The sequence below is a fragment of the Kineococcus rhizosphaerae genome, assembly GCF_003002055.1.
GTDB lineage: Bacteria > Actinomycetota > Actinomycetes > Actinomycetales > Kineococcaceae > Kineococcus > Kineococcus rhizosphaerae.
In genome coordinates this window covers 102,105-127,580 of sequence record NZ_PVZF01000001.1, presented here as the reverse complement: position 1 = coordinate 127,580, position 25,476 = coordinate 102,105, and the positions used below count along the sequence as shown (strand labels likewise).

Here is a 25,476-nt window from a genome sequence, read left to right as displayed (position 1 = left end):
CGCGCCGCGCACGCCCCGCCGACCTCCCCGGAGCTGATCCACCGGTGTCCTCGCCGTCGTCCTGGTTGCGCGCCCGCTCCCTGCGCAGCCGGCTGGTCCTGACCACCAGCGCCCTGCTCGTCGCGGTCGGGCTGATCATCGGCGTGGTGACCACCGCCGCGCTGTACCTCTCGCTCATGGGACAGGTCCGCGACCAGCTCGGCGACACCATCAAGCGCTCGGAGAAGTTCGTCCAGGAGCACGGGCAGGGCGGTGGGCTCGGCGACCGGCGGTCACCGCCCGAGGGCTTCGGGCAGTCCTGCACCGGGTCGATCCCGCCGTTCATCGGCTTCGGCCAGAGCGACGGGACGCTCTACGCGAGCTTCGTCGACGGCGCGCTCGTGGCCGGCAGGTCGGGGGTCTTCGACGACCAGAACTCCACCGCCGACGCGCCCTGCGTCGAGGAGCTGACCACCGCGCAGGCCGCCACCCTCGCCGGCGTCACCGACGGCCGCCAGCACCGGGTGGACCTGGCGGGCCTGGGCGAGTACCTCGTCGAGGGCGAGGTCCAGACCGACGGCTCCCTGCAGGTCATCGGGGTCCCGCTGGCCGCCGTGAACCGGACGCTGCTGACGGTCCTCGGCGTGGAGGCCGCCGTCGTCCTGGCGGGGGTGGCCCTGGCCGCCGTCGCCGGGTCCGTCCTCGTGCGCCGCGACCTGCTCCCGCTGCAACGGGTCGCGACGACCGCGGCCAAGGTCTCCGAGCTCTCCCTGGACCGCGGGGCGGTCGACCTGTCCCTGCGCGTGCCCGAGGCCGACACCGGCGGGACCACCGAGGTCGGGCAGGTCGGGCTCGCCCTGAACCGCATGCTCGACCACGTCGGCTCGGCCCTGGAGGCCCGCCACGAGTCCGAGCAGCGGGTCCGGCAGTTCGTCGCGGACGCCTCCCACGAGCTGCGCACCCCCCTGGCCGCGATCCGCGGGTACTCCGAACTGACCCGCCGCAGCAGCGAACCCGTCCCCACCGACGTCCGGCACGCCCTGACCCGGGTCGAGTCCGAGGCGGTCCGCATGACGGGGTTGGTCGAGGACCTCCTGCTGCTGGCCCGGCTGGACTCCGGCCGGCCCCTGGACCGCCAGCCCGTCGACCTCACGATGACCGTCCTGGACGCCGTGAGCGACGCGCAGGTCGCCGGCCGCGACCACACGTGGCGCCTGGACCTGCCCGAGGAGGCCGTCGAGGTCGTCGGCGACCCCGGCCGGTTGCACCAGGTCCTGACGAACCTGCTGGCCAACGCCCGCACCCACACCCCGCCGGGCACGACCGTCACGGTGGGACTGGTCCCCGACGGGGCGACGGCGCACGTCGACGTCGTCGACGACGGCCCCGGGATCCCGCCCGAACTGCTGCCCCGCGTCTTCGAGCGGTTCGCCCGCGGGGACTCCTCGCGCTCGCGCGCCGCCGGCAGCACCGGTCTGGGGCTGGCCATCGTGCAGGCCGTGGTGGCCTCCCACCACGGGTCGGTGAGCGTCGACAGCCGCCCGGGCCGCACCGCCTTCCGCGTCAGCCTGCCGTCGGCCTGATCCGGTCCTGGTTCCGGCACGGTGACTCCCCGGTCGCTCTCACCGCGACCGGGGAGTCAACGTGCCGGAACCGACGACGCGCACGCTCACAGGCAGGCCACAGCGCCACCTCACTGCCCGCGGAGGTGCTCGCCCGAAGGTGAGGACATGACAGCGACCACCTCCAGCTCCACGGGGCTCACGCCTCGCCCTCGGCCGGCCGCCGAGGTCTGGGGTTCCGACACCTCCGCTCCCGTCCTGGACGTCGTGGTCCCGGTCTACAACGAGGAGACCGACCTCGAACCCTGCGTCCGGCGCCTGCACGCCCACGTCGCCACGTTCCCCTTCCGCACCCGCATCACCGTCGCCGACAACGCCAGCACCGACGCCACCCCGCGCGTCGCCGCGGCCCTGGCCGCCGAACTGCCCGACGTCCGCCACGTCCGGCTGGAGCAGAAGGGCCGCGGCCGCGCCCTCAAGCACGTCTGGACGGCTTCCGACGCCCAGGTCCTGGCCTACATGGACGTGGACCTGTCCACCGACCTGGCCGCGCTGCTGCCGCTCGTCGCGGGACTGCTCTCGGGCCACTCCGACGTCGCGATCGGCTCGCGGCTGGCCAAGGGGTCGCACGTCGTGCGCGGCGCCAAGCGCGAGGTCATCTCCCGCTGCTACAACCTCCTCCTGCACGGGACGCTGCGGGTCCGGTTCACCGACGCCCAGTGCGGTTTCAAGGCCATCCGGGCCGACGTCGCCGAGCAGCTCCTGCCCCTGGTCGAGGACACCGGCTGGTTCTTCGACACCGAGGTCCTGGTGCTCGCCGAACGCTCGGGGCTGCGGATCCAGGAGATCCCCGTGGACTGGGTCGACGACCCGGACTCCACCGTCGACATCGTCGCCACGGCGCTGGCCGACCTGCGCGGGATCCGCCGCCTCGCCGGGGCGATGGCCTCGGGGCGGCTGCCGCTGAAGGAGGTCCGGGCGAGCCTGGGCCGTGGCCCGCAGCCCGCGCAGGTCGCCGGCGTCCCCACCTCCCTGGCCGGCCAGCTCAGCCGGTTCGTCGGCGTCGGCGTGGCCAGCACCGCGGCGTACGCGCTGCTCTACCTGCTGTTCCAGGAGGCCGTGAGCGCGCAGGTCGCGAACTTCCTCGCCCTGCTCGTGACCGCCGTCGCGAACACGGCGCTGAACCGGCGCCTGACGTTCGGCGTCCGGGGGTCCGAGGGAGCGGCCCGGCACCAGGCGCAGGGGTTGTTCGTCTTCCTGCTCGGCTGGGCCATCACCTCCGGCAGCCTGCTCGCCCTGCACTCCGGGCAGCCCGACGCCGGCCGCGCGCTGGAACTCGGCGTGCTGACCGTCGCGAACCTGGCCGCCACCGTCGTGCGGTTCCTGCTGCTGCGCTCCTGGGTGTTCCGCAACCGCCGCCACCACCGGCCGGGGGCCGAGGACGTCGCGCCGGTCCGGGCGGAGGGGGCGTGACCACCACCTCCGGCGGCTGGGAACGCACCGCCACCGTCCCGGCGACGGCCCGGGCCCGCCGGCTCGCCCGCACGGCCTGGCGGGGGCGGGAGCAGGACCCGCGCTGGGTCCGGCCGGCCCTGTTCGGGCTGCTGGTCGCGACCGCGGTGCTCTACCTGGTCGGGTTGTCGGTCTCGGGGTGGGCCAACCCGTTCTACTCCGCGGCCGCCCAGGCCGGTTCGCGGTCCTGGGAGGCGTGGTTCTTCGGCTCCTCCGACGCGTCCAACGCCATCACCGTCGACAAACCCCCGGCGGCGCTGTGGGTCACGGGCCTGTCGGTCCGCCTCTTCGGGTTGTCGTCGTGGTCGATCCTGGTGCCGCAGGCCCTGGAGGGCGTCGCCACCGTCGGCCTGCTGTACGCGACCGTGCGCCGCCGCAGCACCCCGGCGGCCGGTCTCGTCGCGGGGTTCCTGCTCGCCACGACCCCCGTCGCGACGCTGATGTTCCGGTTCAACAACCCCGACGCGCTGCTGGTCCTGCTGATGGTCGCCTCGGTCTGGGGCGTGGTCAAGGCCGTCGACACCGGCCGCGCCCGGTTCCTGTACTGGGCCGGGGTCTTCGTGGGGCTGGGTTTCCTCACCAAGCAGCTGCAGGTGTTCCTCGTCCTGCCCGGCCTGGGCCTGGCCTACCTGTGGGCGGCCCCGCACGGCCTGGGCAAGCGGGTCCGGCACCTGCTGGTCGCGGCGGCCACGATGGTCGTCGCCGGCGGCTGGTGGGTCGCGGTCGTCGAACTCGTGCCGGACTCCTGGCGGCCCTACGTCGGCGGCTCGCAGGACAACTCCTTCCTGGAGCTGACGTTCGGCTACAACGGGTTCGGCCGGCTCACCGGGGACGAGACCGGCAGCGTCGGCGCCACCAACGGCTGGGGCGAGACCGGCATCGGCCGGATGTTCAACGCCGAGTTCGGGGGGAACATCTCCTGGTTGCTGCCTGCGGCCTTCGTGCTCGCGGTCGCCGGGTTCGTCGTGACCCGCCGGGCGCGGCGCACCGACGGCCGCCGCGCCGGCTACCTCGTGTGGGCGGGCTGGCTGGTCGTCACGTTCACGGCCTTCAGCTTCATGTCGGGGATCATCCACCCCTACTACTCCGTGGCGCTGGCCCCGGCGGTCGCGGCCCTCGTGGCGATGGGGGCGGTCGACCTGTGGCGGCTGCGGGCGAGCCGCGTCGCCCTGCCCGTCCTCGCCGTCGTCGTGGCGCTGAGCACGGCGTGGTCGTTCGTCCTGCTGGGGCGCAGCAGCGACTTCCTGCCGTGGCTGCGCTGGGTCGTCCTGGTCGCCGGGGTCATGGGCACCGCGGGCCTGACCGCCGCCGGGTTCGTCCGCGGTCCCCTGCTGCGCTCGCTGCAGCAGGCCGGGGTCGTGGCCGCGGCCATCGCCGTCCTGGCCGGGCCGCTCGCGTACTCGGTCCAGACGGCCTCGACCGCGCACACCGGGGCGATCGTCTCCGCCGGCCCGAGTTCCTCGGGTGGTTTCTCGATGGGCGGTGGACGCGCCGGCGGCGGGGGCGGTGGTCAGTTCAGCCAGCTGTTCACCCAGGGCCGGCTGCCCTCCGCCCCGGCCGGCGGCGGCACCACCACGGGCCAGGCCCCGACGGGCGGTACGGGCACCTTCGGCGGCGGCACCCGATCGCGGGGGTTCGGCGGGGGTGGCGGTCTCCTGGGTTCGACGACGCCGAGCGCCGAGCTGCAGGCCCTGCTGGAGGCGGACGCCGACGACTACCGCTGGGTCGCGGCGACCACGGGGTCCAACAACGCCGCCGGGTACCAGCTCGCGACGCAGGAACCCGTCATGGCCGTCGGCGGGTTCAACGGGACCGACCCGGCCCCGACGTTGGCCCAGTTCCAGCAGTACGTCGCCGACGGTGAGATCCACTACTACGTCGCGAGCGCGTCGATGGCCTCCACGGCGTCGGGCGGCAGCGACGTCTCGGGCGAGATCGCGCAGTGGGTCGAGGAGAACTTCACCGCCACGACGGTGGGCGGCACGACGGTCTACGACCTGACCGCGGGCTCCGGCACCACCACGTCCTGACCCGCGCCCTCCCCGCGCGAGGCACACTTCGGGCCCTCGGCAACCGGTTGCCGAGGGCCCGAAGCGTGCCTCGCGCGGGGACGCGGGTCGCGGGGGCCGTCGCACAGGAAGGGCTCACGCGCGGAACAGGATCGCGCACCACGGTGGGGGCATGACACAGCGACTGCACCGCCGCCTCCTCGCCGCCAGCCTCGTCACCGGGATCAGCACCGGGATCGTCGCCCTCGCCCCGGCCACGACCGCCCAGGCCGCGACGACCGTGGACGTCGGTTCCCGCGAGACCGTCCAGACGCGGGCCGTCTCCCCCGCGGCGCTACCCGTGGCCTTCTCGACGGGGACGCAGCGCCGCACCACGACGGTGACCGTGACGCTGTGAGAGCACGGTCGCGGTCCCCACCAGGACGGCGGCCAGCAGCCAGCCCCCGAGCACGTCGCTGGGCCAGTGCGCCCCCAGCCACACCCGGTCGACGCTCACGACGACCAGTTCGACCGCGCCGAGCACGGCCACGACCCCCCACCGCGTCGGCGGGGCCAGCAGCAGGACGAGGCACAGGACGACCGTCGCCGAGGCCAGCACGTGGCCGGAGGGGAACGAGCCGCCTCCCGCGGAGGTCAGACCGGCCTCCAGGGCCGGCCGGGCACGGTCGGTGAGCGCCTTGAGCAGCGGGGAGGCCACCGCGGCCACCGCGCCGGCGGCCAGGGCCGCGACGGCCTGGCGCCGCCGTCCCCCGCGGAACGCCAGCAGCAGCCCGAGCGAGCCGGCCAGGTACACCCAGCCGGGCTGGGTCACGGCCTCGACGACCTGCGCGGCCCGGGTCGTCGCCGGGCTGGTCCGGGCCGCCTGGACGGCGGCCGCGGACACCGCCGCGTCGCCGGGAGCCGCCCCCACCGTCACGAGGACGGTGAGGGCGGCGAACGCCGCGGCGCACAGCAGGACGAGGCGACTCACCCCTGCGCGGCGCCCTGCCCCTCGGCTGCGACCTCGGCCTTCTTCTCCGCGGGCTTGAAGTCCACCCCGGCCTCCTTGCGCTGCTGCGCCGTGATGGGCGCGGGCGCGGCGGTCAGCGGGTCGTAGCCGCCGCCGGACTTCGGGAAGGCGATGACCTCGCGGATCGAGTCGGCCCCGGCGAGCAGCGCCACGACGCGGTCCCACCCGAACGCGATCCCGCCGTGCGGCGGGGCGCCGAAGGAGAACGCGTCGAGCAGGAACCCGAACTTCTCCCGGGCGTCGGCCTCGGAGATCCCCATCACCGCGAACACGCGTTCCTGCACGTCCCGGCGGTGGATGCGGATCGAGCCGCCGCCGATCTCGTTGCCGTTGCAGACGATGTCGTAGGCGTTGGACAGGGCCGAGCCGGGGTCGGTGTCGAACGTGTCGACGATCTCTGGCTTGGGTGCGGTGAAGGCGTGGTGGACGGCGTTCCAGGCCCCGCCGCCGATCGACACGTCGTCGTCCTCGGCGGCGGACTTGAACATGGGCGCGTCGACGACCCACAGGAACGACCAGGCGTCCTCGTCGATCGCGCCGGTGCGCCGGGCGATCTCGCCGCGGGCCGCGCCGAGCAGCGCGCGGGAGGGGTTCACGGCCCCGGCGGCGAAGAAGATGCAGTCACCGGGCTCGGCCCCGACGTGCGCGGCGAGGCCGGCCTTCTCGGTCTCGGACAGGTTCTTGGCGACGGGCCCTGCGAGCTCGCCGTCCTCGCCGACCAGGACGTAGGCCAGCCCGCGCGCACCGCGCTGCTTGGCCCACTCCTGCCAGGCGTCGAGGGTCTTGCGCGGCTGGGAGGCTCCGCCGGGCATGACGACGGCCCCGACGTAGGGGGCCTGGAACACGCGGAAGCTGGTGTCGGCGAAGAACTCGGCGCACTCCACGAGCTCGATGCCGAAGCGCAGGTCGGGCTTGTCCGACCCGTAGCGGCGCATGGCCTCCTCGTAGGTCATGCGCGGGATCGGCAGCTGCACGTCGTGGCCGATGAGCTTCCACAGCGCAGCGACGACCTGCTCGCCGAGGGCGATGACGTCGTCCTGCTCGACGAAGCTCATCTCGATGTCGAGCTGGGTGAACTCCGGCTGCCGGTCGGCGCGGAAGTCCTCGTCCCGGTAGCAGCGGGCGATCTGGTAGTAGCGCTCGAACCCGCCGACCATGAGCAGCTGCTTGAACAGCTGCGGGCTCTGCGGCAGCGCGTACCAGGACCCGGGGGCCAGCCGGGCGGGGACGAGGAAGTCGCGGGCGCCCTCGGGGGTGGACCGGGTGAGGGTGGGCGTCTCGATCTCGGTGAAGGCGTGCTCCTCCAGGACCGCGCGGGCGGCCTTGTTCGCGGCCGAGCGCAGCTTGATGGCCCGGGCGGGGGCGCTGCGGCGCAGGTCGAGGTAGCGGTACTTCAGGCGCGCCTCCTCACCGACGGCGAGGTGGTCGTCGATCTGGAACGGCAGCGGGTCGGCCTCGGACAGCACCTCGAGGGCGGTGGTGTCGACCTCGACCTCACCCGTGGCGATGTTGGCGTTGTCGTTGCCGTCGGGGCGCAGCCGGACGTCACCGGTGATGCGGATGCAGTACTCGTTGCGCAGGTCGCGCGCGCCGCCGGCGTCGAGGATCTCGTCGCGGGCGACGACCTGGACGACGCCGGAGGCGTCGCGCAGGTCCAGGAACGCCACACCACCGTGGTCCCGGCGACGCGCCACCCACCCGGTGAGCGTCACGGTCTGTCCGGCGTGACCGGCGCGCAGGCTGCCGGCCTCGTGGGTGCGGAGCACGGGGAGTCCCTTCGATCGTCAGTGCGCTGGCTTGCGCACCGACGATCCTACGGAACGCGCGGGGCGGCGGTTCAGGCCCCGGCGCGGGCGACGGGGACCGCGCCGGACTCCGCCCCGACGAGCCCGCCGACCAGGCGCAGCGCGAGGCGGTCGAGCAGGACGAGGTTGACGCTGGGGTCGGTGACGACGGCCAGGATGTGGGTCGTGCCGATGCCGTAGACGACGAGGCTGCCGTCGGCGGCCTTGACGGTGGTCTGCACGAAGGCGCCGAGGGCGTGGGCGGCGGCGGCGCGCTGGGCGATGCCCAGGACGGTGGCCACGATCGCGGCGGCGGTCTCGTGGTCGCGTTCGGGGCCGTCGTCGTGGAAGGCCAGACCGTCGGTGCGGGCGACGATGACGCGGCGGATGCCGTCGATGTCGCGGGTGAGGGCGCTGCTGACGCGGATCGCGTGCTGTTTGACGATCATGCGTTCACTCCATCGGTGACGACCTGGGTGCGGCGGTTCTCGAGCGTGTGGACACCGTCGAGCAGCAGACGCAGGACGGCGGCGCTCTGGGCGAGGTCGCGCGGGTCGCAGGCGACGAGGGCCGTGGGTGCGGTGCCGAGCAGCTGGGCCAGGTGGGTGCGGGTCCCGGCGGGGTCGGGCCAGCGGCTGACGGCGACCAGGCGCGGGGTGGCGGGGGCGATCCGGGCGAAGGCGGCGACGACGTCGGCGGCCTGGGCGATGCTCGCCGAGCGGCTGGCGTCGACGAGGACGAGGTAGCCGTCCATGTTCCGGGCCAGCAGTTCCCACGTGAAGGAGAACCGCTGCTGGCCGGGGGTGCCGAAGAGCGTGACGTGCGTGGCGTCCCACGCGCTGGCGGGGGCGGGCGGCACGACGAAGCTGGTGTGGTCGAGCGCGACGGTCGTGGACGTCTTGAGGGCGGCGGTCTCGTCGCTGACGCCGGTCTCGGTGGTGGTCAGGGTGCCGCCCAGACCCTGCGTGAGGGTCGTGGCGAAGGTCGTCTTGCCCGCGCCGAAGGGGCCGGTGACGACGATCTTGCGGGCTGCGCGGCTCACGGTGCTCCTGCCGGGTGGGCGTCGGGTGCTGCGCACGTCGGCGGTCGCCCGGGCGCGTTGCGTCCGGGCGACCGCCGAGGTGCGGGTGGTGCGGGTCGTGCCGGTGGTGCGGTCCTCAGATCTGCAGGTCGCGCTCGAGGATCGTCAGCTGGCGACGGGCCATGGCGAGGTTCGAGGAGTCCTTCTTGAGGACCAGGTAGAGGAACAGGCCCTGGCCGGACTGCGACTGGATGAGGCGGATCAGGTGGATCTGGGTGCCGAGGGTGATGAGGATGTCCTCGATCGCCTCGTTCAGGCCCAGGCGCTGCATGGTGCGCAGCTTGGCGCGCACGACGTCGGTGTTGCCGGCGGCGGCGACGTCGAGGTCGATGGCCCCGCCACCGGCCTGGCCCAGCGACATGCCCGACTCGTAGTCGACGAGGGCGGCGGCGGTGGCGCCGTCGATCTCGAGGGCGGCCTTGAGGGTGGCGTCGACGTTGGTCACGTCTCGTCCTTTCGTTCGGGAGGACTCGCGGACCGCGGTCGATCCGCGCTCCGGTGTTGACTTCAAGTAGTTCGGACGCTGGAGCGCGCAACTGAACGTCGCGGGCGGTGTCCGAACGGGTGAACCTCGCACGGTGCGTGGGAGGAGGAGGGACTGCGCCGCAGGGGTTCTAGAAGCAGGCGCTCGGGCGGCGGGGGCGAGGTCGGCGGTGCCGTTCCGGCCCCGTCGCGGCCCGCCGGCTACCGGGCGGGCGCTCGCCGCGGGAGCGGCCGGGCGCGAACGCGTCGGGCGGGCCGGACCCGGTCTGCCCCGCCGTCTTGTCCCCGCGCACGCGGGACGGTTCACTGTCGCGTGCGGCGCCGACGACGTGACACCGGCACGGACGACGGCGCGCCCAGGGCAGGCACGGGGCGTGCGGGCGGGGAGGTCTGTGGTGGGGGACGCGCTCAGCCGGGAGCACCAGCTGCGGTACCGGGCCGAACGCGTCCGGGCGGCCCTGGAGGCGCTGTGGGGCGACGAGCTGCCGGACGCGCCCGACCCGGTCCTGACCGTCCTCGTCGACGCCGTCGCGGTCGACGACCAGCACGGCCTCGACGACCGCCTGGTCGTGCAGGGCGACGGGCTGGGCTACGAGGCCCTGGCCCGGGTGCTGGCCGACGTCCGCTCGACGTCGACCCTGCAGCTGCTGCCCCCGGCGCTGCGGGCGCGGCTGGCGGGGGCGCTGCCGTCGGCCGCCCGGCTGATCGACCTGCGCGTGGCCGGTGAGGCGGCCCTGCCCGGCGAGGCCACGGGGGCCTGGGAGTACGACGCCACCGAGGAAACCGTCGCCTGGGACGCCCGCAGCGGCGTGCTCTGCGGCCTGGAGCAGCGCGCGGGCGTCGCCCCGCTGGCGGAGTGGCTGCGCCGCAGCGTGCACGCCGAGGACCGGGCCCTGGTCGCCGGTGCCCTGCGCTCGTCGGCCTCGACGGGTCTGCCCTGCGACGTGCGGTTCCGCACCGCCGCCGCGCACCCCGGCGCGGTGCTCGCCCGCGGTCGCGCCCTGACCGGTCCCGGCGGCGGGGTGCGGGTGCTCGGTTTCGCCGCCGACGACGTCGTCGCCGTCTGAGGGACCGCCCCGGCGACCGGCTCGGGGACCGTCGCAGGGCTTTGGCACAGTGCGCGACGTGCCGAAGAAGCCCGCCCGCACGGCTCCCGCGCCGGTCGTCCCCGACCTGCCCGCCGACGAGGACGCGCTGTCCCCCGCCGCCGGGCCGCCCCGGGCGCAGGGGTCCTACGACGGGGAGCTGTTCGGGCCCGACGTGGACCTGTCGGGGGTCGACGCCCGCGACAGCCGCTTCCTGGGCTGCGTCCTGCGACCGCGGCGCGCCGACGGCTTCGTCCTGGCCGGCGCCCGCGTCGTGGACTGCCGCCTGGAGGGGATCGGCGCCACCGAGGCGCGCTGGCGCGCCGGGACCTGGCGCGACACCGTGCTGGCCGACAGCCGCGTCGGCGCGCTGGACCTGTCGGCCGTCTCCTGGGACCGCGTGGCGCTGACCGGCGGCCGCTACGACTTCGTCGACCTGCGCGAGGCCGAGCTGGTCGACGTCACCTTCACCGGGGCCGACCTGCGCGACGTCGACCTGACCGGTGCCCGGCTGACGCGCGTGGCGTTCGTGGACTGCCGTCTCGGTCACCTCGACGTCAGCGCCGCGACGCTGTCGGCCGTGGACCTCACCTCCAGCGACCTCGAGGGCCTGTCCGGGGTGGGGAACCTGCGCGGCGCGCGCGTCAGCGGCGTGCAGCTGGCCCGGCTCGCCCCGCTGTTCGCCCACCACCTCGGCGTCGAGGTCGCGGACTGAGCTACCGCTGCAGCTGCAGCAGGTGGGGGTTCGCGCGGCGTTCGCGCCCGATCGTCGTCGCCGGCCCGTGCCCGGGCAGCACGTCCGTCGCGTCGTCCAGCGGCAGGATCCGCGTCAGCAGGCTGCGCACCATCGCCTGCGACGACCCGCCGGGCAGGTCGGTGCGGCCGATCGACCCCGCGAACAGGACGTCGCCGGACAGCAGCAGGTCCGGCTCGCCGCCGCGCTCGAAGGAGAACAGCACCGACCCCTCGGTGTGCCCGGGGGCGTGCGAGACGCCCACCTCCAGACCCCCCAGCGCCAGCCGGGCCCCGTCGCGCACCTCGACGACCTCGTCGGGTTCGCGCCACGTCACGGTGCCCGTCGTCGCCTCCAGCGCGGCCCGCAGCGGCCCGCCCAGGCCGGCCAGCGGGTCCCGCAGGCGGTGGGCGTCGTCGGCGTGGACCGTGGCCGCCACGCCGTAGGCCCCGCAGACCGGCGTGACCGAGTACGTGTGGTCGAGGTGACCGTGCGTCAGCAGGACCGCGACGGGCTTGAGCCGGTGCCGGCGCAGCACCTCGGCCAGCCTGTCGGCGACGTCGACCCCGGGGTCGACGATCACGCACTCGGCGCCGGCCTGCGGGGCCAGGACGTAGCAGTTGGTCCCGAAGACGGACGCCTCCACGGTGTCGATCAGCACGCGGCCCACCCTAGTGAGGACGGGGACCCGGCCCCACGGGCAGCGACGAGGAGGAGGCACGTGGTCACGTACTGCACCGTTCGAGGCCCGGGGACCTAGAATGAGGCAGGTGACCGAGCAGCCCCAGGAGCCGGCGTCCCCCCAGGACGTGGCGGACACTCCCCAGACCCCCACGCCCACCGAGCCCGTGCCCGTCGAGGACACCCCCGGCACCTCCGCCGAGGCGGCCCCCGACGTCGAGACCGACGCCTCCGGTGAGACCCCCGAACCGGCGCCCGCGCAGGACGGCGCGACGCCCGCGCCCGGCCCGCGCCCGGTGCCCGGCCCCGGGGCGGCGCGTCCGGCACCCCGTCCCACCCCCGTCCCCCCGCCGGCCGCGCCCGCGCTCGAACCGGTGGCCGAGGTCGGTCACACGACCAGCGTGGACCGCGACGCCGCGGCCGCCTTCGGCCGGGTCGACGAGAACGGCACCGTCTGGGTGCGCCGCGCCGACGGTGAGCACGAGGTCGGCGCCTACCCCGACGCCACCCCCGAGGAGGCGATCGCCTACTTCGTGCGCAAGTTCGAGGAGGTCGTCGCCCAGGTCGACCTGTTCGAGCAGCGGCTGCGCAGCACCGAGCTGGCGGGCAAGGACATCGTCGCCGGCGTCGCCACCCTGCGCACCGCCCTGGCCGAGACCCGCGCCGTCGGCGACCTCGACCACCTCGCGGCCCGCGTCGAGGCCCTGGCGACGGTGGCCGACGAGGCCCGCGCCGCCGCGGACCGGGCGCGCGCGGCCCACCGCGAGCAGCTGCGCACCGCGCGCCTGGCGATCGTCGAGGAGGCCGAGGCGATCGCGGCCCAGGACCCCGAGAAGGTCCAGTGGCGGGCGGCCGGGGAGCGCCTGCGGGCGCTGTTCGAGGACTGGAAGGCCGCTCAGCGCGAGGGCCGGCTGGACAAGCGCTCCGAGGACGACCTGTGGAAGCGCTTCAGCCACGCGCGCAGCGCCTTCGACAAGTCCCGTCGCCACCACTTCGCCGCCCTCGGTGAGCAGCGCACCTCGATCCGCTCCGAGAAGGAGGCGCTCGTCGCCGAGGCCGAGGCGCTGTCGACCTCGACCGACTGGCGCGGCACGACGAACGCCTACCGGGCCCTGATGGACCGCTGGAAGGCGGCCGGACGGCTCGGCCGCAAGGACGACGACGCCCTGTGGGAGCGCTTCCGCGCCGCGCAGGACGTCTTCTTCGCCGCCCGCACCTCCGCCAACGACGCCGTCGACGAGGAGTTCCGCGACAACCTCGTCGTCAAGGAGCAGCTCCTCGCCGAGGCGGAGGCCCTCCTGCCGATCAAGGACCTGAACGCGGCCAAGAAGGCGCTGAACGGCATCCAGGACCGCTGGGAGGCCGCCGGGAAGGTGCCCCGCGGCGACCTCGGCCGGGTCGAGGGCCGCCTGCGCGCCGTCGAGACCGCCGTCCGCGACGCGGAGCAGGCACGGTGGTCGCGCAGCAACCCCGAGACGCAGGCTCGTGCCGGTGGCCTCGCCGGTCAGCTCGAGAGCGCCATCCGCGACCTCGAGGACGACGTGGAGAAGGCCCGCGCCAAGGGCGACGCCCGGGCGCTGGCCCGGGCCGAGGAAGCGCTCGCGGCTCGCCGGGCGTGGCTCGACGCCGCTCAGGCCACGCTGCGCGAGGCCCGCTGACGCACCGCCGACCTCCCGCGCGCCCCCGTCCACAGATCCCGGACGGGGGCGCGCGCCGTCCGGGCCGGCCTGCTGGACTGCGCGGGTGCGCACCCCGTGGCTGACCGCCGTCCTGGCCCGCGGGCAGGAACCCGACCCGGGCCTGCCGTGGCGGATCGCCGACGCCGCCGAGCGTGAGCGGGAACTGCGGGCCGGGACGGTCCAGCGGGTGCTCGCCGACGTCGTCGTCGCGGCCGACGCCGACGTCGACGCGGTGCTGCGGGCCCGGGCCCTGGCTCTGCTCGTGCCCGCCGGGGTCGTGGTGCAGGGCGAGGCCGCGCTGTGGGTCCACCTCGGCGGCCCGTGGCCGGACCCCGACCGCACCCGGGTGGTGATCCGCCGCCTGCCCGACCCCGACGCCTGCCGCGCGGTGCCGCTGACGGTGAGCCGGGTCCGGCCCCCGGCGGCCGACCTCGCCCGCATCGGCCCGCTGACCCTGACCACCCCCGCGCGCAGCCTGCTGGAGGTCGCGACCGAGCACCCCCACCGCGCGCGCCGGGTGCGCGCCGCCCTGACCGCCGCGGGACTGCTGGACGACGCCGCGGTCGCCGGGGCCAGCGACCGGGCCCGCGGGCGGGCGGGCGTGCGCACCGCCCGTCGCGCGCTGTCCTTGCGGCGAAACGGCGGCGGGACGCTCAGGTCTTCTGCGGACGGGACGCCATGACCCGGTAGGCGTCGAACACCCCGTCGACCCGGCGGACCGCCCCCAGCACCTGGTTGAGGTGGTTCGGCTCGGCCATCTCGAAGGAGAACTTCGACAGCGCCACCCGGTCACGGCTCGTGCTGACCGTGGCGGACAGGATGTTCACGTGGTTGTCCGACAGGACCCGCGTGACGTCCGAGAGCAGCCGGGCGCGGTCCAGGGCCTCCACCTGGATCTGCACCAGGAACAGCCGGGTCTGACCCGTCGGCATCGCCGAGGCCCACTGCACGTCGACGATGCGCTCGGGCTCCTCACGCAGCTTCTCGACGTTCTCGCAGTCCTCGCGGTGCACCGAGACCCCGGCGCCGCGGGTGACGAACCCGACGATGGGGTCGTTCGGCACGGGCGTGCAGCACCGCGCGAGCTTGACCCAGACGTCGTCGGCGCCGGCCACGACGACCCCGGCCTCACCGCTGCTGCGCCCGGGCCGGGTGCGCCCGGGGGTGGTGGCCTCGGCGAGGTCCTCCTCGACGGCGGCCTCCCCGCCGACGGCCGCGATGAGCTTGTCGACGACGTGCTGCGCCGAGACGTGCCGCTCCCCCACCGCCGCGTACAGCGCCGAGACGTCGGGGTGGTTGAGCTCGCGGGCCACGACCTGCAGGGAGTCGTGCGACAGCAACCGCTGCAGCGGCAGGTGCTGCTTGCGCATGGCGCGCGCGATCTCGTCCTTGCCGGCCTCGATCGCCTCCTCGCGCCGCTCCTTGGAGAAGTGCTGCTTGATCTTGTTCCGGGCCCGGGGGCTCTTGACGAAGTTCAGCCAGTCCCGGCTCGGGCCGGCGCCGTCGGCCTTGGACGTGAAGACCTCGACGAGGTCGCCGTTGTCGAGCGTGGAGTCCAGCGGGACGAGGCGGCCGTTGACCCTCGCGCCCATCGTCCGGTGACCGACCTCGGTGTGGACGGCGTAGGCGAAGTCGACGGGGGTGGAACCGGCGGGCAGCTGCTGGACGTCGCCCTTGGGCGTGAACACGAAGACCTGGTTCGCGCCGATCTCCCAGCGCAGGTCGTCCAGGAAGTCCCCGGTGGCCGACTCGCGCTGCCAGTCCACGACGGACTTCAGCCAGTCCATCTCGGTCTGCGGCCGGGCCCCGCCGGCGCTGACGGCGTTCGGGTCGTCCTTGTACTTCCAGTGCGCCGCCACGCCGTACTCGGCGCGCTGGTGCATGTTGTACGTGCGGATCTGGATCTCGACGGGCTTGCCCTCGGGCCCGATGACCGTCGTGTGCAGCGACTGGTACATGTTGAACTTGGGCATCGCGATGTAGTCCTTGAACCGGCCCGGGACCGGGTTCCAGCGCGCGTGCAGCGCACCGAGGACGGCGTAGCAGTCGCGCACGGACTCCACCAGGACGCGGACCCCGACGAGGTCGTAGATCTCGGCGAAGTCGCGGCCGCGGACGATCATCTTCTGGTAGATCGAGTAGTAGTGCTTGGGCCGGCCCGTCACGGTCGCCTTGACCCGCGCGCTCTTGAGGTCGTCCTCGATCTGGTTGCGCACGCCCTGCAGGTAGTCCTCGCGGGCCGGGGCGCGGTCGGCCACCAGCCGGACGATCTCGTCGAACACCTTCGGGTAGACCGTCGCGAACGACAGGTCCTCCAGCTCCCACTTGATGGTGTTCATGCCCAGGCGGTGGGCCAGCGGGGCGTAGATCTCGAGGGTCTCGCGGGCCTTCTTCTCCGCCGAGCTGGCCGAGACGTACCGCCAGGTGCGGGCGTTGTGCAGCCGGTCGGCGAGCTTGATGACCAGGACGCGGATGTCCTTGGCCATCGCGACGATCATCTTGCGCACCGTCTCGGCCTGCGCCGCGTCGCCGTAGGTGACCTTGTCGAGCTTGGTGACGCCGTCGACGAGCAGGGCGATCTCGTCACCGAACTCCGAGCGCAGGGTCTTCAGCTCGTAGTCGGTGTCCTCGACGGTGTCGTGCAGCAGCGCCGCCGCCAGCGTCGAGGGCGTCATGCCGAGCTCGGCGAGGATGGTGGCGACGGCGACGGGGTGGGTGATGTACGGGTCGCCGCTCTTGCGCTTCTGGCCGTCGTGCGCGCGCTCGGCCCGCTCGAACGCCTTCTCCACGACCGACAGGTCGGCCTTCGGGTGGGTCGTGCGGACGGTGCGCAGCAGCGGTTCGAGGACCGGGGAGACGCTCTGCTGGCGCTGCTGGCCGAAGCGGGCCAGGCGCGAGAGCATGCGCCCGGCCGTCACGGGGCCGGTGTAGGTGTCCTGCCCGCGGCGCGGGCCGGGGCGCGCGGCGGTGGCCGGTCGCTGACCGGGCTGGGGAACCGGGACGACGGGGCCCGGGGTGACCGGCCGGGGTTCTGCGGGCGCGGGCGTGTCCGTGGCGTGGGTGTCCGTGCCGTCTGCCATGGCGCTGCCTCCGTGTCGTCCGGGCACCCAGTCTAAGTTGAACGCGGACGCTGCGTGGCACCCCCGCCGCACGGCACCCTCGCGGCGGTGCCCTCAGTCCTGCGCGTGCAGGGCGACGACGGCCCGCCCGCCGAGGGCGCGACGGCCGTGCAGGAACGCGAGTTCGAGCAGGACCGCGAGACCGACGACCTCCGTGCCGGCCTCCTCGAGGAGCTCGCAGGCCGCCCGGGCGGTGCCGCCGGTGGCGAGCACGTCGTCGACGAGCAGGACCCGTTCACCCGGGCGGACCGCCGAGGCGGCCAGCTCCAGGGAGGCGGTGCCGTACTCGAGGGCGTAGTCGCGGCGCAGCACCGGCGGCGGGAGCTTGCCCGCCTTGCGCACGGGCCAGAACGCCAGCCCCGCGCGCTCGGCGGCGGGCGCGGCGAGCACGAACCCGCGCGCCTCGATGCCCGCGACCGCGGTGGCCCCGGCCTCGCGGGCGACAGCGGCCAGGGCCCCGGTCACGCGTCCGAAGGCGACGGGGTCGGCCAGCAGCGGGGTGATGTCCTTGAAGACCACCCCGGGCCGCGGGAAGTCGGGGACGTCCCGGAACCCGGCGACGACCGTCCGCTCGACCTCCTCGGCGTCCGGCACCCTCACTCGGCCGCCACCGGCTCGTCGGGGCGCACACCGGCGCGCACGTCGGCGTCCAGCTCCTTGACCTTGGCCTCGCGGCCGCGCAGCACGACGAGCAGGGGCGTGGCGACGAAGATGGAGGAGTAGGCGCCGACGAGCATCCCGACGAACAGCGCGAGGCTGATGTCGCGCAGCGTCCCCGCCCCGAGCAGGAGGTCGCCGATGAACAGGATGGCCGCGACGGGCAGCAGGGCGACGACGGTGGTGTTCACCGAGCGCACGACGGTCTGGTTGATGGCGTGGTTCGCGGCCGCGCCGAACGTGCGGTCGCGGCGCACGAACGCCTCCTCGGTGTTCTCGCGCACCTTGTCGAAGACGACGACGGTGTCGTAGAGCGAGTACCCGAGGATGGTGAGGAACCCGATGACCGAGGCCGGGGTGACCTCGAACCCGACGAGGGCGTAGACCCCGGCCGTGATGACCAGGTCGTGGAACAGGGCGACGAGCGAGGCGGCCGCCATCGTCCAGGCCCGGAAGTAGACCGCCATGACGATCGAGACGATGACGAGGAAGACGACGAGGCCGGTGATGGCCTTGTTCGTGACGTCGGCCCCCCAGCTCGGGCCGATGCTCGAGGACGTGACGTTCGCGGGGTCGACGCCGAGCTTCTGCGCCAGTTCGCCCTTGAGGTCGTCGAGCTGGGCCGTCGTCAGGGTCTCCGTCTGGACCCGGACGGCGTCGCCGGCGGTGGTGACGGTGGGCACGGTGTCGGGCACGACCGCCGCGACGGCCTCGCGGGCCGCGTCCTGGTTCGTCGTCCCCGAGACGCGGAACTCCGCGCCGCCCTCGAACTCGATGCCGTACGTCAGGCCCGGCTTCCAGAGCAGGACGGCCGAGACCAGCACGAGCGCGGCGGCGATGAGGAACCACAGCTTCCTGCGCCCGACGAAGTCGAAGGAGGACTCACCGGTGTAGAGCCGGTTGCCCAGTTGCGCCATGCCCATCAGGAGTCGCCCTCGTTCTCGTCGTTCCCGGTGCTGCGGCCGGCCGTCTCTCCGGGACCGCCGCCGCTGCGGGCCTTCTCCCGTTCCGCCTCGCGCTCGGCCCGGCGCCGCTCGGCGACGGTCGGCCGGTGCTCACCGCGGTGCAGCGCGTGCCGGGCCACGACGGACCCGAGGTGCTCGGGGTCGAAGCCCGACAGCTTGTGCCCGCCCCCGAAGAACTTCGTCTTCGCGAGGACGGCCACGACCGGGTGGGTGAAGAGCATGACGATGACGACGTCGATGATCGTCGTGATGCCCAGGGTGTACGCGAACCCGCGGACGTTGCCGACCGCGAGGATGTACAGCACCACGGCCGACAGCAGGCTGACGGCGTCGGAGACGAGGATCGTGCGCCGGGCGCGGTGCCAGCCGGCCTCCACGGCCGAGGACAGGATCCTGCCGTCGCGGATCTCGTCGCGGACGCGCTCGAAGAACAGGATGAACGAGTCCGCGGTGATGCCGATGGCGACGATGAGGCCGGCGACCCCGGCCAGGCTGAGGCGGAAGCCCTGCAGCCAGCTCAGCAGCAGGATGACGCCGTAGTTCAAGGCGGCGGCCAGCACGAGGCTGCCGATCGTCACCAGGCCCAGCGCGCGGTACTGCACGAGGGAGTACGCCACGACGAGGACGAGACCCACGAGGCCGGCGATGAGGCCGTTGCGCAGCTGGTCGGACCCCAGGGTGGCCGAGACCTGCTCCTGGGTCTGCACGACGAAGGAGACCGGCAGCGCGCCGAACTGCAGCTGCTGGGCCAGGGCCTCGGAGGAGGCCTGGGTGAAGTTGCCGGTGATGTCGACGTCGGCGCCGTAGCGCTGGTCCACGACGGGCGCGGTGATGACGAGCCCGTCGAGGACGGCGGCGAACTGGTTGCGCGGCGACTCCAGCGTGGAGATGCGCGTCGTCAGCGCCGAGAAGGCCTTGCCGCCCTCGGCGTTGAACTTCAGCCGGACGAGCCAGCCGCCCGTGGTGAAGCCCTGGCTGTTGGTCGCCTGGGCCGAGGAGGCGCTGACGAGGTCGGTGCCCTCGAGCTCGGCAGGGCCGAGGACGTACTTCTCGGTCCCGTCCTGGCTGCAGGTGACCAGCGGCTTGGTCGGGTCGTCGACGATGCCGCCCTGGCGCTGGGCGGGGTCGGCGCAGTCGAGGCCGTAGAACAGCTGCGCCACCTCGGGCATGTCGCGCCAGGCGAGGTCGCTGGCGTCGCTGGGCGAGGGGCTGGGGGTGGTGGACGGCTGGGCCGGGCCGGTGGGCGTCGGCGTCGCGATGTCGGCCAGCGAAGGCGCCGTGGTGGTCGCGGTGCCCGGCGCGGGGGCGGGGGCGGGGGGCGCGGTCGTCGCGGCCTGCAGCGCGGCGGGGGCGGCGGCCCCGTCGGAGCTCTGCGTGGGGCTGGGCGTGTCGGTGGGCGCGCCGCTGGGCGTCTCGGTGCCCGTGGGCGCCGCGGTGTCCGACGGGGTCGCGGTGTCGCCCGGCGTGGCCGTGTCCCCCGGCGTCGCCGTGTCGGTCGGTGCCGCCGTCGACCCGTCCGTCGGCGCCGCCGCCTGCACGGGCTCGGCGTAGAGCACGACGCGCATCCGCAGTTGCGCGGACTGGGAGATCAGGTTCAGCTGTTCCCGGGTCGCCTGGCCCGGGATGGAGACGGAGATGTTCTGGCCGCCCTGGACCTGCACCTCGGTCTCGGACAGCCCGGTCGCGTCGACGCGCTGGCGGATGATGTCCGCGGCGCGCTGCACCTGCTCGGTCGGCACAGAACCGCCCGTGAGCGAGCGCGGCGTCAGGACGACCTGCGTCCCGCCCTCCAGGTCGAGCGCCAGACCCGGCGACCACTTGGCGTCGCTCCAGACGGCTCCTGCCCCCACCGCCGCGAAGACGGCGACGACGACGAGCACCAGGGCCACCAGGGTGCGGCCGGGGTGGGGTCGGCGGATCGGTGCGCCGCGGCGCACTCGTGGGGGCCCGGTGGGCCGGTCGTTGGACACTCACTACCTCGGGACGGGGGCCGACCGGGTGACGGAACGTCACCCGGTCAGCACAATCTAGTCACTGCACGTGGACGAGTGCTGTCTTACCAGCAGTCGCTATGAACGCGCTGCACCGCCCGCGGCGTCGTCCCCCGGCGTGTCCTGGTCGCGCTTGGTCAGGTCGAGGCCCTCGGGGGAGTCCGGGACCGCGTCCGCCGCGGTGACGGGGGTGACCACGCGCGCGACGGCGCGCGGGGTCCAGCGGGTCTGCAGACCGGGGGCGATCTCCAGGACGATCTCCTCCGGCGAGGTCTCGACCACCGTGCCGAACAGCCCGGACGTCGTCATGACCCGGGCGCCGGGCGCGATGCCGTTGCGCATCTCCTGCTGGGCCCGCTGCTGCTTGCGCGTCCTCGAGAACATGAAGACCAGCAGGGCCGCCATGGCGACCAGCAGGATGACGTTCGAACCACCAAACACGGGATTCCCTCTCCGCACCGGCGGGGATCGACGGCTCGCCGGTGCCTGTGCCGGCCCTGTGCCGGCTCGGCCGACCAACGCGGGGGCACCCCGGCGGGTTCCAGGGGCCTGCGCGGACCGGCTCGAAGCGGGCAGTCTAGGCGGGCTCAGTCCTCCGGCCGCTCCCCCGCGGGCTCCTCGTCCAGCGCGAGCTGCCACGCCGCGCCCGCGGGCGCGTCCCGCGGCGGCGTCAGCCCCAGGTGCGCCCACGTGTCCGGCAGCGCGATCCGCCCGCGCGGGGTCCGCCCGAGCAGCCCCTCGCGCACGAGGAACGGCTCGGCCACGGTCTCGACGGTCTCGGCCTCCTCCCCCACGACGACGGCCAGCGTCGACAGGCCGACCGGCCCCCCGCCGAAGCGGCGGCACAGCGCGTCCAGGACGGCCCGGTCGAGGCGGTCCAGCCCCCGCTCGTCGACCTCGTAGACCTCCAGCGCGGCACGGGCGGCGGCGCGGTCGACGATCCCCGAACCGCGCACCTGGGCCCAGTCGCGCACCCGGCGCAGGAGCCGGTTGGCGATGCGCGGCGTCCCGCGCGAGCGGCTGCCGATCTCCGTGGCACCTTCGGCCGTCAGCTGCACCCCGAGCAGGGCGGCGCTGCGCCGCAGCACCTTCACCAGTTCCTCGGTCGTGTAGAAGTCGAGGTAGCCGGTGAACCCGAAGCGGTCGCGCAGCGGCGCGGGCAGCAGGCCCGCGCGGGTCGTGGCCCCGACGAGGGTGAACTTGGGCAGCTCCAGCGGGATCGCCGTGGCCCCCGGCCCCTTGCCCACGACGACGTCGACCCGGAAGTCCTCCATCGCGATGTAGAGCATCTCCTCGGCGGGCCGGGCCATCCGGTGGATCTCGTCGAGGAAGAGCACCTCCCCCTCGTCCAGCGAGCTCAGCACGGCGGCCAGGTCCCCGGCGTGCTGGATCGCCGGGCCGCTGGACTGCCGCAGCGGGGCACCCATCTCCGAGGCCACGATCATCGCCAGCGTCGTCTTGCCGAGCCCGGGCGGACCGGAGAACAGGACGTGGTCGCTGGGCATCCCCCGGGCCTTGGCGGCGTCCAGGACGAGGGAGAGCTGCTCGCGCACGACCTGCTGGCCGACGAACTCGTCCAGGCCGTGCGGGCGCAGCGCCGACTCGGCCGCGCGCTCGCGGTCGTCGGCCCCGGTGGTCACCAGCCGCTCGCTCATCCGCGACCCGACAGGTGGCGCAGGGCCGCGCGCAGGGTCCCGGCGACGTCGGCGACGTCGGAGGTCTCGTCGGCCAGCACGACGTCGACGACGTCCCCGGCGTGCTTGAGCGGGTACCCGAGCCCGACCAGGGCCTCGACGACCTGGTCCTTGCGGCTGTCCGACCCCGTCGCCACGGGCGCGGGCACCGCACCCGACGGAGGCCCGAGCCGGTCACCGAGCTCCAGGCAGATGCGCTGGGCCGTCTTCTTGCCGATGCCCGGGACCCGCACGAGCGCGGCGTGGTCCTCGGCGGCCACGGCCGCGCGGATGCCGTCGGGGCGGTGCACGGCGAGCATCGCGAGCGCCATCTTGGGCCCGACGCCCGAGGCCGTCTGGACGATCTCGAAGACCTCCTTCTCGTCGGCGTCGGCGAAGCCGAACAGCGTCAGGGAGTCCTCGCGCACCACGAGCGTGGTGTGCAGCAGCGCCTCCTCCCCCACGCGCAGCCCGGCCAGGGTCGCCGGGGCGGCCAGGACGAACATGCCGACCCCGCCCACCTCGACGACGGCCGAGTCCAGCCGAACCGCGAGCACCTGCCCGCGCACCGACGCGATCACCGAACCTCCAGGACGAGACGAACGCTTGTACGAGCCGAGGCTAGACGGCCCCTGCGACACGGCCCCTCAGGCGCGCCGCCGCGAGGTCGGGGGCAGAGTGTCGCCGTGAGCCACGCAGACACCGAGAACCCCCGCCAGAACGTCACCTTCGACAGCGCGACCGAGTCCGGGCACGCCCACGGTTACCTGCGCGTGCCGGAGTCCGGCAGCGGTCCGGGCGTCATCGTCATCCAGGAGTGGTGGGGGCTGACCGACCACGTCGTCGCGATCGTCGACCGGTTCGCCGCCGAGGGCTTCGTGGCCCTGGCCCCGGACCTGTACGGCGGCCGCACGACCCACGACTCGGCCGAGGCGCAGGAGCTCCTGGTGAGCCTGCCCGTCGACCGCGCGGCCCGCGACCTGGCCGGTGCCGTGACCTACCTGCTCGACCGGCCCGAGGTCACGTCGGCCACCGTGGGCGCCGTCGGCTTCTGCATGGGCGGTGCGTTCGTGCTGCGGCTGGCCGCGCAGCAGGGGGACCGGATCGGGGCGGCGGTGCCCTGGTACGGCCTGCCGGGGACGGACACCGACTACTCCGGGGTGCGGGCGGCCGTGCTGGGCCACTACGGCGAGCAGGACGAGTCCGTCCCCCTCGCCGACGTGCGCGCCACGGCCGAGCGGATCCGGGAGCAGGCGGGCGTGGACGTGACGCTGCACGAGTACCCCGCCCCGCACGCCTTCTACAACGACGAGCGGCCGAACTACCGGCGCGAGTCGGCCGAGCTGGCCTGGGAGCGCACGACGACGTTCCTGCGCGAGCGGCTGGCCCCTGCCGCCCGGGCCTGAGCCTCCGCCTCGGCGTACGCGTTGCGCCGGCCCGTCACCAGCGCCGAGTGCGTGGCGGCCTCCAGCCGGGAGGTCGCCCCGCCCCGCCACAGGTGGCACAGGGCCAGCGCGAGGGCGTCGGCGGCGTCGGCCGGTCGCGGCGGGGTGTCCAGCCCGAGGACGCGGGTGACCATGACGGTCACCTGCTCCTTCTCGGCCCGGCCGTTGCCGGTCACGGCGGCCTTCACCTCGCTGGGGGTGTGCATGGCGACCGGCAGGCCCCGCCGGGCCGCGGCCACGAGCACGAGCCCGGCGGCCTGCGCCGTGCCCATGACGGAGCGGACGTTGGCCTGGGCGAAGACGCGCTCCACGGCGACGACGTCCGGCTCGTGGGTGTCCAGCCAGGTCTCCAGGCCTTCGCTGATCGCCAGCAGGCGGGCCTCGACGGGGTCGTCGGCGGGCGTGCGGACCACCCCGACCGCGACCATCTGCGCCCGGCGCCCGGTCCGGACGGCGTCGACCACCCCGATCCCGCACCGGGTCAGCCCGGGGTCGACCGCCAGCACGCGCACAGCCCCCACGATCGCACGCGGCGGTCGCGGGGGCTGTGACGGGTGGCCCGGCGGGGTGTCAGGCGTCCTCGAGGGCCGCCATCACGTCGTCGGAGACGTCGTAGTTGGCGTAGACGTTCTGGACGTCGTCGCAGTCGTCGAGCGCGTCGATGAGCCGGAACACCTTGGCCGCGCCCTCGGCGTCGAGGGGGACCTCGACGCTGGGCAGGAAGCTGTTGTCGGCCGAGTCGTACTCGATGCCGGCCTCCTTCAGCGCGTCGCGCACCGCGCCGAGGTCGGTGGCCTCGCTGACGACCTCGAAGGTGTCGCCCTGGTCGGTGACCTCCTCGGCGCCGGCCTCGAGGACGGCGGCGAGGACGTCGTCCTCGGTGAGGGTGGTGCCCTCCTTGCCGACGACGACGACCCCCTTGCGGGAGAACATGTACGCGACCGAACCCGGGTCGGCCAGCGAACCGCCGTTGCGGGTCATGGCGGTGCGGACCTCCATGGCGGCGCGGTTCTTGTTGTCCGTCAGGCACTCCACGAGCAGCGCGACGCCGTTGGGGCCGTAGCCCTCGTACGTGATGGTCTGCCAGTCGGCCCCGCCGGCCTCGGCGCCGGAGCCGCGCTTGACGGCGCGGTCGATGTTGTCGGCCGGGACCGAGGTCTTCTTCGCCTTCTGGATGGCGTCGTAGAGCGTCGGGTTGCCGGCGGGGTCACCGCCGCCCGTGCGCGCCGCGACCTCGATGTTCTTGATGAGCCGAGCGAAGCTCTTCGCACGCTTGGCGTCGACGACGGCCTTCTTGTGCTTGGTCGTCGCCCACTTGGAGTGGCCGGACATGTGCTTCCCTCCGCCTCGCTGAAACTGCTTCGCCTACCGAAAACCCGTGCGCGCCTCAGAGGCGCTGCCGCACCATCGCCACGAAGTGGCGGTGCACCCGGTCGTCCCCGGTGATCTCCGGGTGGAACGACGTGGCCAGCAGCGCGCCCTGCCGCACCGCCACGATCCTACCCGCGGCGGGCCCGGCGCCCAGTCGGCCGACCACCTCGACGTCCTCGCCGGCGTCCTCCACCCAGGGCGCGCGGATGAACACGGCGTCCACGGGCGGGCCGTCGTCGGTGATGCCGGCCAGCGGCAGGTCCTCCTCCCAGGAGTCGACCTGCCGGCCGAAGGCGTTGCGCCGCACCGTGACGTCCAGGCCGCCCAGGGTCTGCTGGTCCTTCCCGCCGTCCAGCAGGCGGTCGGCGAGCAGGATCATCCCGGCGCAGGAGCCGTAGACCGGCAGCCCCTCGGCGATGCGGGCGCGCAGCGGGTCCCGCAGGTCGAAGACCCGCAGCAGCCGGTCGATGGTGGTCGACTCCCCGCCGGGCAGCACCAGACCGTCGACCTCCGCCAGCTCCGAGGCGCGCCGGACGGTGGTGGTCCGAGCCCCCCCGGCCTCGAGGGCGGCGACGTGCTCGCGCACGTCGCCCTGCAGGGCGAGGACACCGACGAGGGGGGTGGTGCTGGTCACCGCGGCAGCGTAGAGGGTCTCCGC

At 74.3% G+C, this 25,476-nt stretch carries 25 protein-coding genes; 9 read left to right on the top strand and 16 right to left on the bottom strand.

Going from position 1 to position 25,476, the window contains the following annotated elements:
• Positions 1–44: 44 nt before the first annotated feature.
• The 4 genes from CLV37_RS00660 to CLV37_RS00645 all read left to right on the top strand — a co-directional run bounded on the left by CLV37_RS00660 (position 45) and on the right by CLV37_RS00645 (position 5,459).
• Positions 45–1,562: a sensor histidine kinase gene (locus CLV37_RS00660; protein ID WP_106205995.1), complete on the top strand. Its 1,518-nt coding sequence runs from the start codon at positions 45–47 to the stop codon at positions 1,560–1,562.
• 147 nt (positions 1,563–1,709) lie between these two features.
• The gene (locus CLV37_RS00655) at positions 1,710–3,014 is read left to right on the top strand and encodes a bifunctional glycosyltransferase family 2/GtrA family protein (RefSeq protein ID WP_106205993.1); all 1,305 of its coding nucleotides are present in this window, start codon (positions 1,710–1,712) and stop codon (positions 3,012–3,014) included.
• Positions 3,011–5,083, top strand: a complete 2,073-nt coding sequence (locus CLV37_RS00650) for an ArnT family glycosyltransferase (RefSeq protein ID WP_106205991.1) — start codon at positions 3,011–3,013, stop codon at positions 5,081–5,083. The genes CLV37_RS00655 and CLV37_RS00650 overlap by 4 nt, the downstream gene beginning before the upstream one ends.
• A gap of 151 nt (positions 5,084–5,234) precedes the next feature.
• Positions 5,235–5,459 carry a hypothetical protein gene (locus tag CLV37_RS00645; RefSeq protein WP_106205989.1) on the top strand — a complete coding sequence of 75 codons (225 nt, stop codon included), beginning with the start codon at positions 5,235–5,237 and terminating at the stop codon, positions 5,457–5,459.
• On the opposite strand, the gene CLV37_RS00640 is transcribed toward CLV37_RS00645, so the two are convergent.
• The 5 genes from CLV37_RS00640 to CLV37_RS00620 all read right to left on the bottom strand — a co-directional run bounded on the left by CLV37_RS00640 (position 5,397) and on the right by CLV37_RS00620 (position 9,381).
• A complete protein-coding gene (locus CLV37_RS00640) occupies positions 5,397–6,032 on the bottom strand; it encodes a phosphatase PAP2 family protein (protein ID WP_106205987.1) in 636 nt (211 codons plus the stop codon). The two genes, CLV37_RS00645 and CLV37_RS00640, sit on opposite strands and share 63 nt — an antisense overlap.
• The gene (gene aspS, locus CLV37_RS00635; RefSeq protein WP_106205985.1) at positions 6,029–7,837 is read right to left on the bottom strand and encodes an aspartate--tRNA ligase; all 1,809 of its coding nucleotides are present in this window, start codon (positions 7,835–7,837) and stop codon (positions 6,029–6,031) included. The genes CLV37_RS00640 and aspS overlap by 4 nt, the downstream gene beginning before the upstream one ends.
• 71 nt (positions 7,838–7,908) lie before the next feature.
• Entirely contained in the window at positions 7,909–8,304 is a 396-nt protein-coding gene (locus CLV37_RS00630) for a roadblock/LC7 domain-containing protein (RefSeq protein WP_106205983.1), read from the bottom strand.
• The gene (locus CLV37_RS00625) at positions 8,301–8,897 is read right to left on the bottom strand and encodes a GTP-binding protein (RefSeq protein WP_106205981.1); all 597 of its coding nucleotides are present in this window, start codon (positions 8,895–8,897) and stop codon (positions 8,301–8,303) included. The genes CLV37_RS00630 and CLV37_RS00625 overlap by 4 nt, the downstream gene beginning before the upstream one ends.
• Before the next feature lie 115 nt (positions 8,898–9,012).
• Positions 9,013–9,381 carry a hypothetical protein gene (locus tag CLV37_RS00620; protein WP_106205979.1) on the bottom strand — a complete coding sequence of 123 codons (369 nt, stop codon included), beginning with the start codon at positions 9,379–9,381 and terminating at the stop codon, positions 9,013–9,015.
• 433 nt (positions 9,382–9,814) lie between these two features.
• Here CLV37_RS00620 and CLV37_RS00615 point away from each other — a divergent pair, with 433 nt between their 5' ends.
• Together CLV37_RS00615 and CLV37_RS00610 are read left to right on the top strand one after the other, a co-directional pair.
• Positions 9,815–10,486 (top strand): hypothetical protein, encoded by a 672-nt coding sequence (locus CLV37_RS00615; protein WP_106205977.1) that lies wholly within the window; start codon positions 9,815–9,817, stop codon positions 10,484–10,486.
• Between the two features lie 58 nt (positions 10,487–10,544).
• Entirely contained in the window at positions 10,545–11,219 is a 675-nt protein-coding gene (locus tag CLV37_RS00610; RefSeq protein WP_170126983.1) for a pentapeptide repeat-containing protein, read from the top strand.
• A gap of 1 nt (position 11,220) precedes the next feature.
• Here CLV37_RS00610 and CLV37_RS00605 read toward each other — a convergent pair whose 3' ends face one another.
• Positions 11,221–11,898, bottom strand: coding sequence for an MBL fold metallo-hydrolase (locus CLV37_RS00605; protein WP_170126982.1), 678 nt, complete (start codon positions 11,896–11,898; stop codon positions 11,221–11,223).
• A 109-nt stretch (positions 11,899–12,007) separates the two neighbouring features.
• Here CLV37_RS00605 and CLV37_RS00600 point away from each other — a divergent pair, with 109 nt between their 5' ends.
• Together CLV37_RS00600 and CLV37_RS00595 are read left to right on the top strand one after the other, a co-directional pair.
• A complete protein-coding gene (locus CLV37_RS00600) occupies positions 12,008–13,576 on the top strand; it encodes a DUF349 domain-containing protein (RefSeq protein WP_245885174.1) in 1,569 nt (522 codons plus the stop codon).
• 85 nt (positions 13,577–13,661) lie between these two features.
• Positions 13,662–14,279, top strand: coding sequence for a hypothetical protein (locus CLV37_RS00595; protein WP_106205971.1), 618 nt, complete (start codon positions 13,662–13,664; stop codon positions 14,277–14,279).
• On the opposite strand, the gene CLV37_RS00590 is transcribed toward CLV37_RS00595, so the two are convergent.
• The 7 genes from CLV37_RS00590 to ruvA all read right to left on the bottom strand — a co-directional run bounded on the left by CLV37_RS00590 (position 14,251) and on the right by ruvA (position 22,583).
• Positions 14,251–16,677 carry a RelA/SpoT family protein gene (locus tag CLV37_RS00590; protein ID WP_106205969.1) on the bottom strand — a complete coding sequence of 809 codons (2,427 nt, stop codon included), beginning with the start codon at positions 16,675–16,677 and terminating at the stop codon, positions 14,251–14,253. The genes CLV37_RS00595 and CLV37_RS00590 overlap by 29 nt on opposite strands.
• Positions 16,678–16,770: 93 nt before the next feature.
• Entirely contained in the window at positions 16,771–17,316 is a 546-nt protein-coding gene (locus CLV37_RS00585) for an adenine phosphoribosyltransferase (protein ID WP_106205967.1), read from the bottom strand.
• On the bottom strand, positions 17,313–18,296 hold the full coding sequence (gene secF / locus CLV37_RS00580) for a protein translocase subunit SecF (protein ID WP_106205965.1): 984 nt from the start codon (positions 18,294–18,296) through the stop codon (positions 17,313–17,315). Before secF ends, CLV37_RS00585 begins: the two co-directional genes overlap by 4 nt.
• Complete coding sequence (secD, locus tag CLV37_RS00575) at positions 18,296–20,308, bottom strand: protein translocase subunit SecD (RefSeq protein ID WP_211298276.1); 2,013 nt, start codon at positions 20,306–20,308, stop codon at positions 18,296–18,298. The genes secF and secD overlap by 1 nt, the downstream gene beginning before the upstream one ends.
• Positions 20,309–20,407: 99 nt before the next feature.
• A complete protein-coding gene (yajC, locus tag CLV37_RS00570; RefSeq protein ID WP_211298275.1) occupies positions 20,408–20,770 on the bottom strand; it encodes a preprotein translocase subunit YajC in 363 nt (120 codons plus the stop codon).
• Between the two features lie 146 nt (positions 20,771–20,916).
• Positions 20,917–21,984 (bottom strand): Holliday junction branch migration DNA helicase RuvB, encoded by a 1,068-nt coding sequence (gene ruvB / locus CLV37_RS00565; RefSeq protein ID WP_106205963.1) that lies wholly within the window; start codon positions 21,982–21,984, stop codon positions 20,917–20,919.
• On the bottom strand, positions 21,981–22,583 hold the full coding sequence (ruvA, locus tag CLV37_RS00560; RefSeq protein ID WP_106205961.1) for a Holliday junction branch migration protein RuvA: 603 nt from the start codon (positions 22,581–22,583) through the stop codon (positions 21,981–21,983). The genes ruvB and ruvA overlap by 4 nt, the downstream gene beginning before the upstream one ends.
• Positions 22,584–22,688: 105 nt before the next feature.
• Here ruvA and CLV37_RS00555 point away from each other — a divergent pair, with 105 nt between their 5' ends.
• Positions 22,689–23,408, top strand: coding sequence for a dienelactone hydrolase family protein (locus CLV37_RS00555; protein WP_170126981.1), 720 nt, complete (start codon positions 22,689–22,691; stop codon positions 23,406–23,408).
• Here CLV37_RS00555 and ruvC read toward each other — a convergent pair.
• Genes ruvC through pdxT form a run of 3 tightly spaced genes read right to left on the bottom strand, consistent with a single transcriptional unit; the run spans position 23,324 to position 25,452 of the window.
• Positions 23,324–23,959 (bottom strand): crossover junction endodeoxyribonuclease RuvC, encoded by a 636-nt coding sequence (gene ruvC, locus CLV37_RS00550; protein ID WP_106205959.1) that lies wholly within the window; start codon positions 23,957–23,959, stop codon positions 23,324–23,326. The genes CLV37_RS00555 and ruvC overlap by 85 nt on opposite strands.
• Positions 23,960–24,017: 58 nt before the next feature.
• On the bottom strand, positions 24,018–24,779 hold the full coding sequence (locus tag CLV37_RS00545; protein WP_106205957.1) for a YebC/PmpR family DNA-binding transcriptional regulator: 762 nt from the start codon (positions 24,777–24,779) through the stop codon (positions 24,018–24,020).
• Between the two features lie 55 nt (positions 24,780–24,834).
• On the bottom strand, positions 24,835–25,452 hold the full coding sequence (gene pdxT / locus CLV37_RS00540) for a pyridoxal 5'-phosphate synthase glutaminase subunit PdxT (protein ID WP_106205955.1): 618 nt from the start codon (positions 25,450–25,452) through the stop codon (positions 24,835–24,837).
• Between the last annotated feature and the right edge of the window lie 24 nt (positions 25,453–25,476).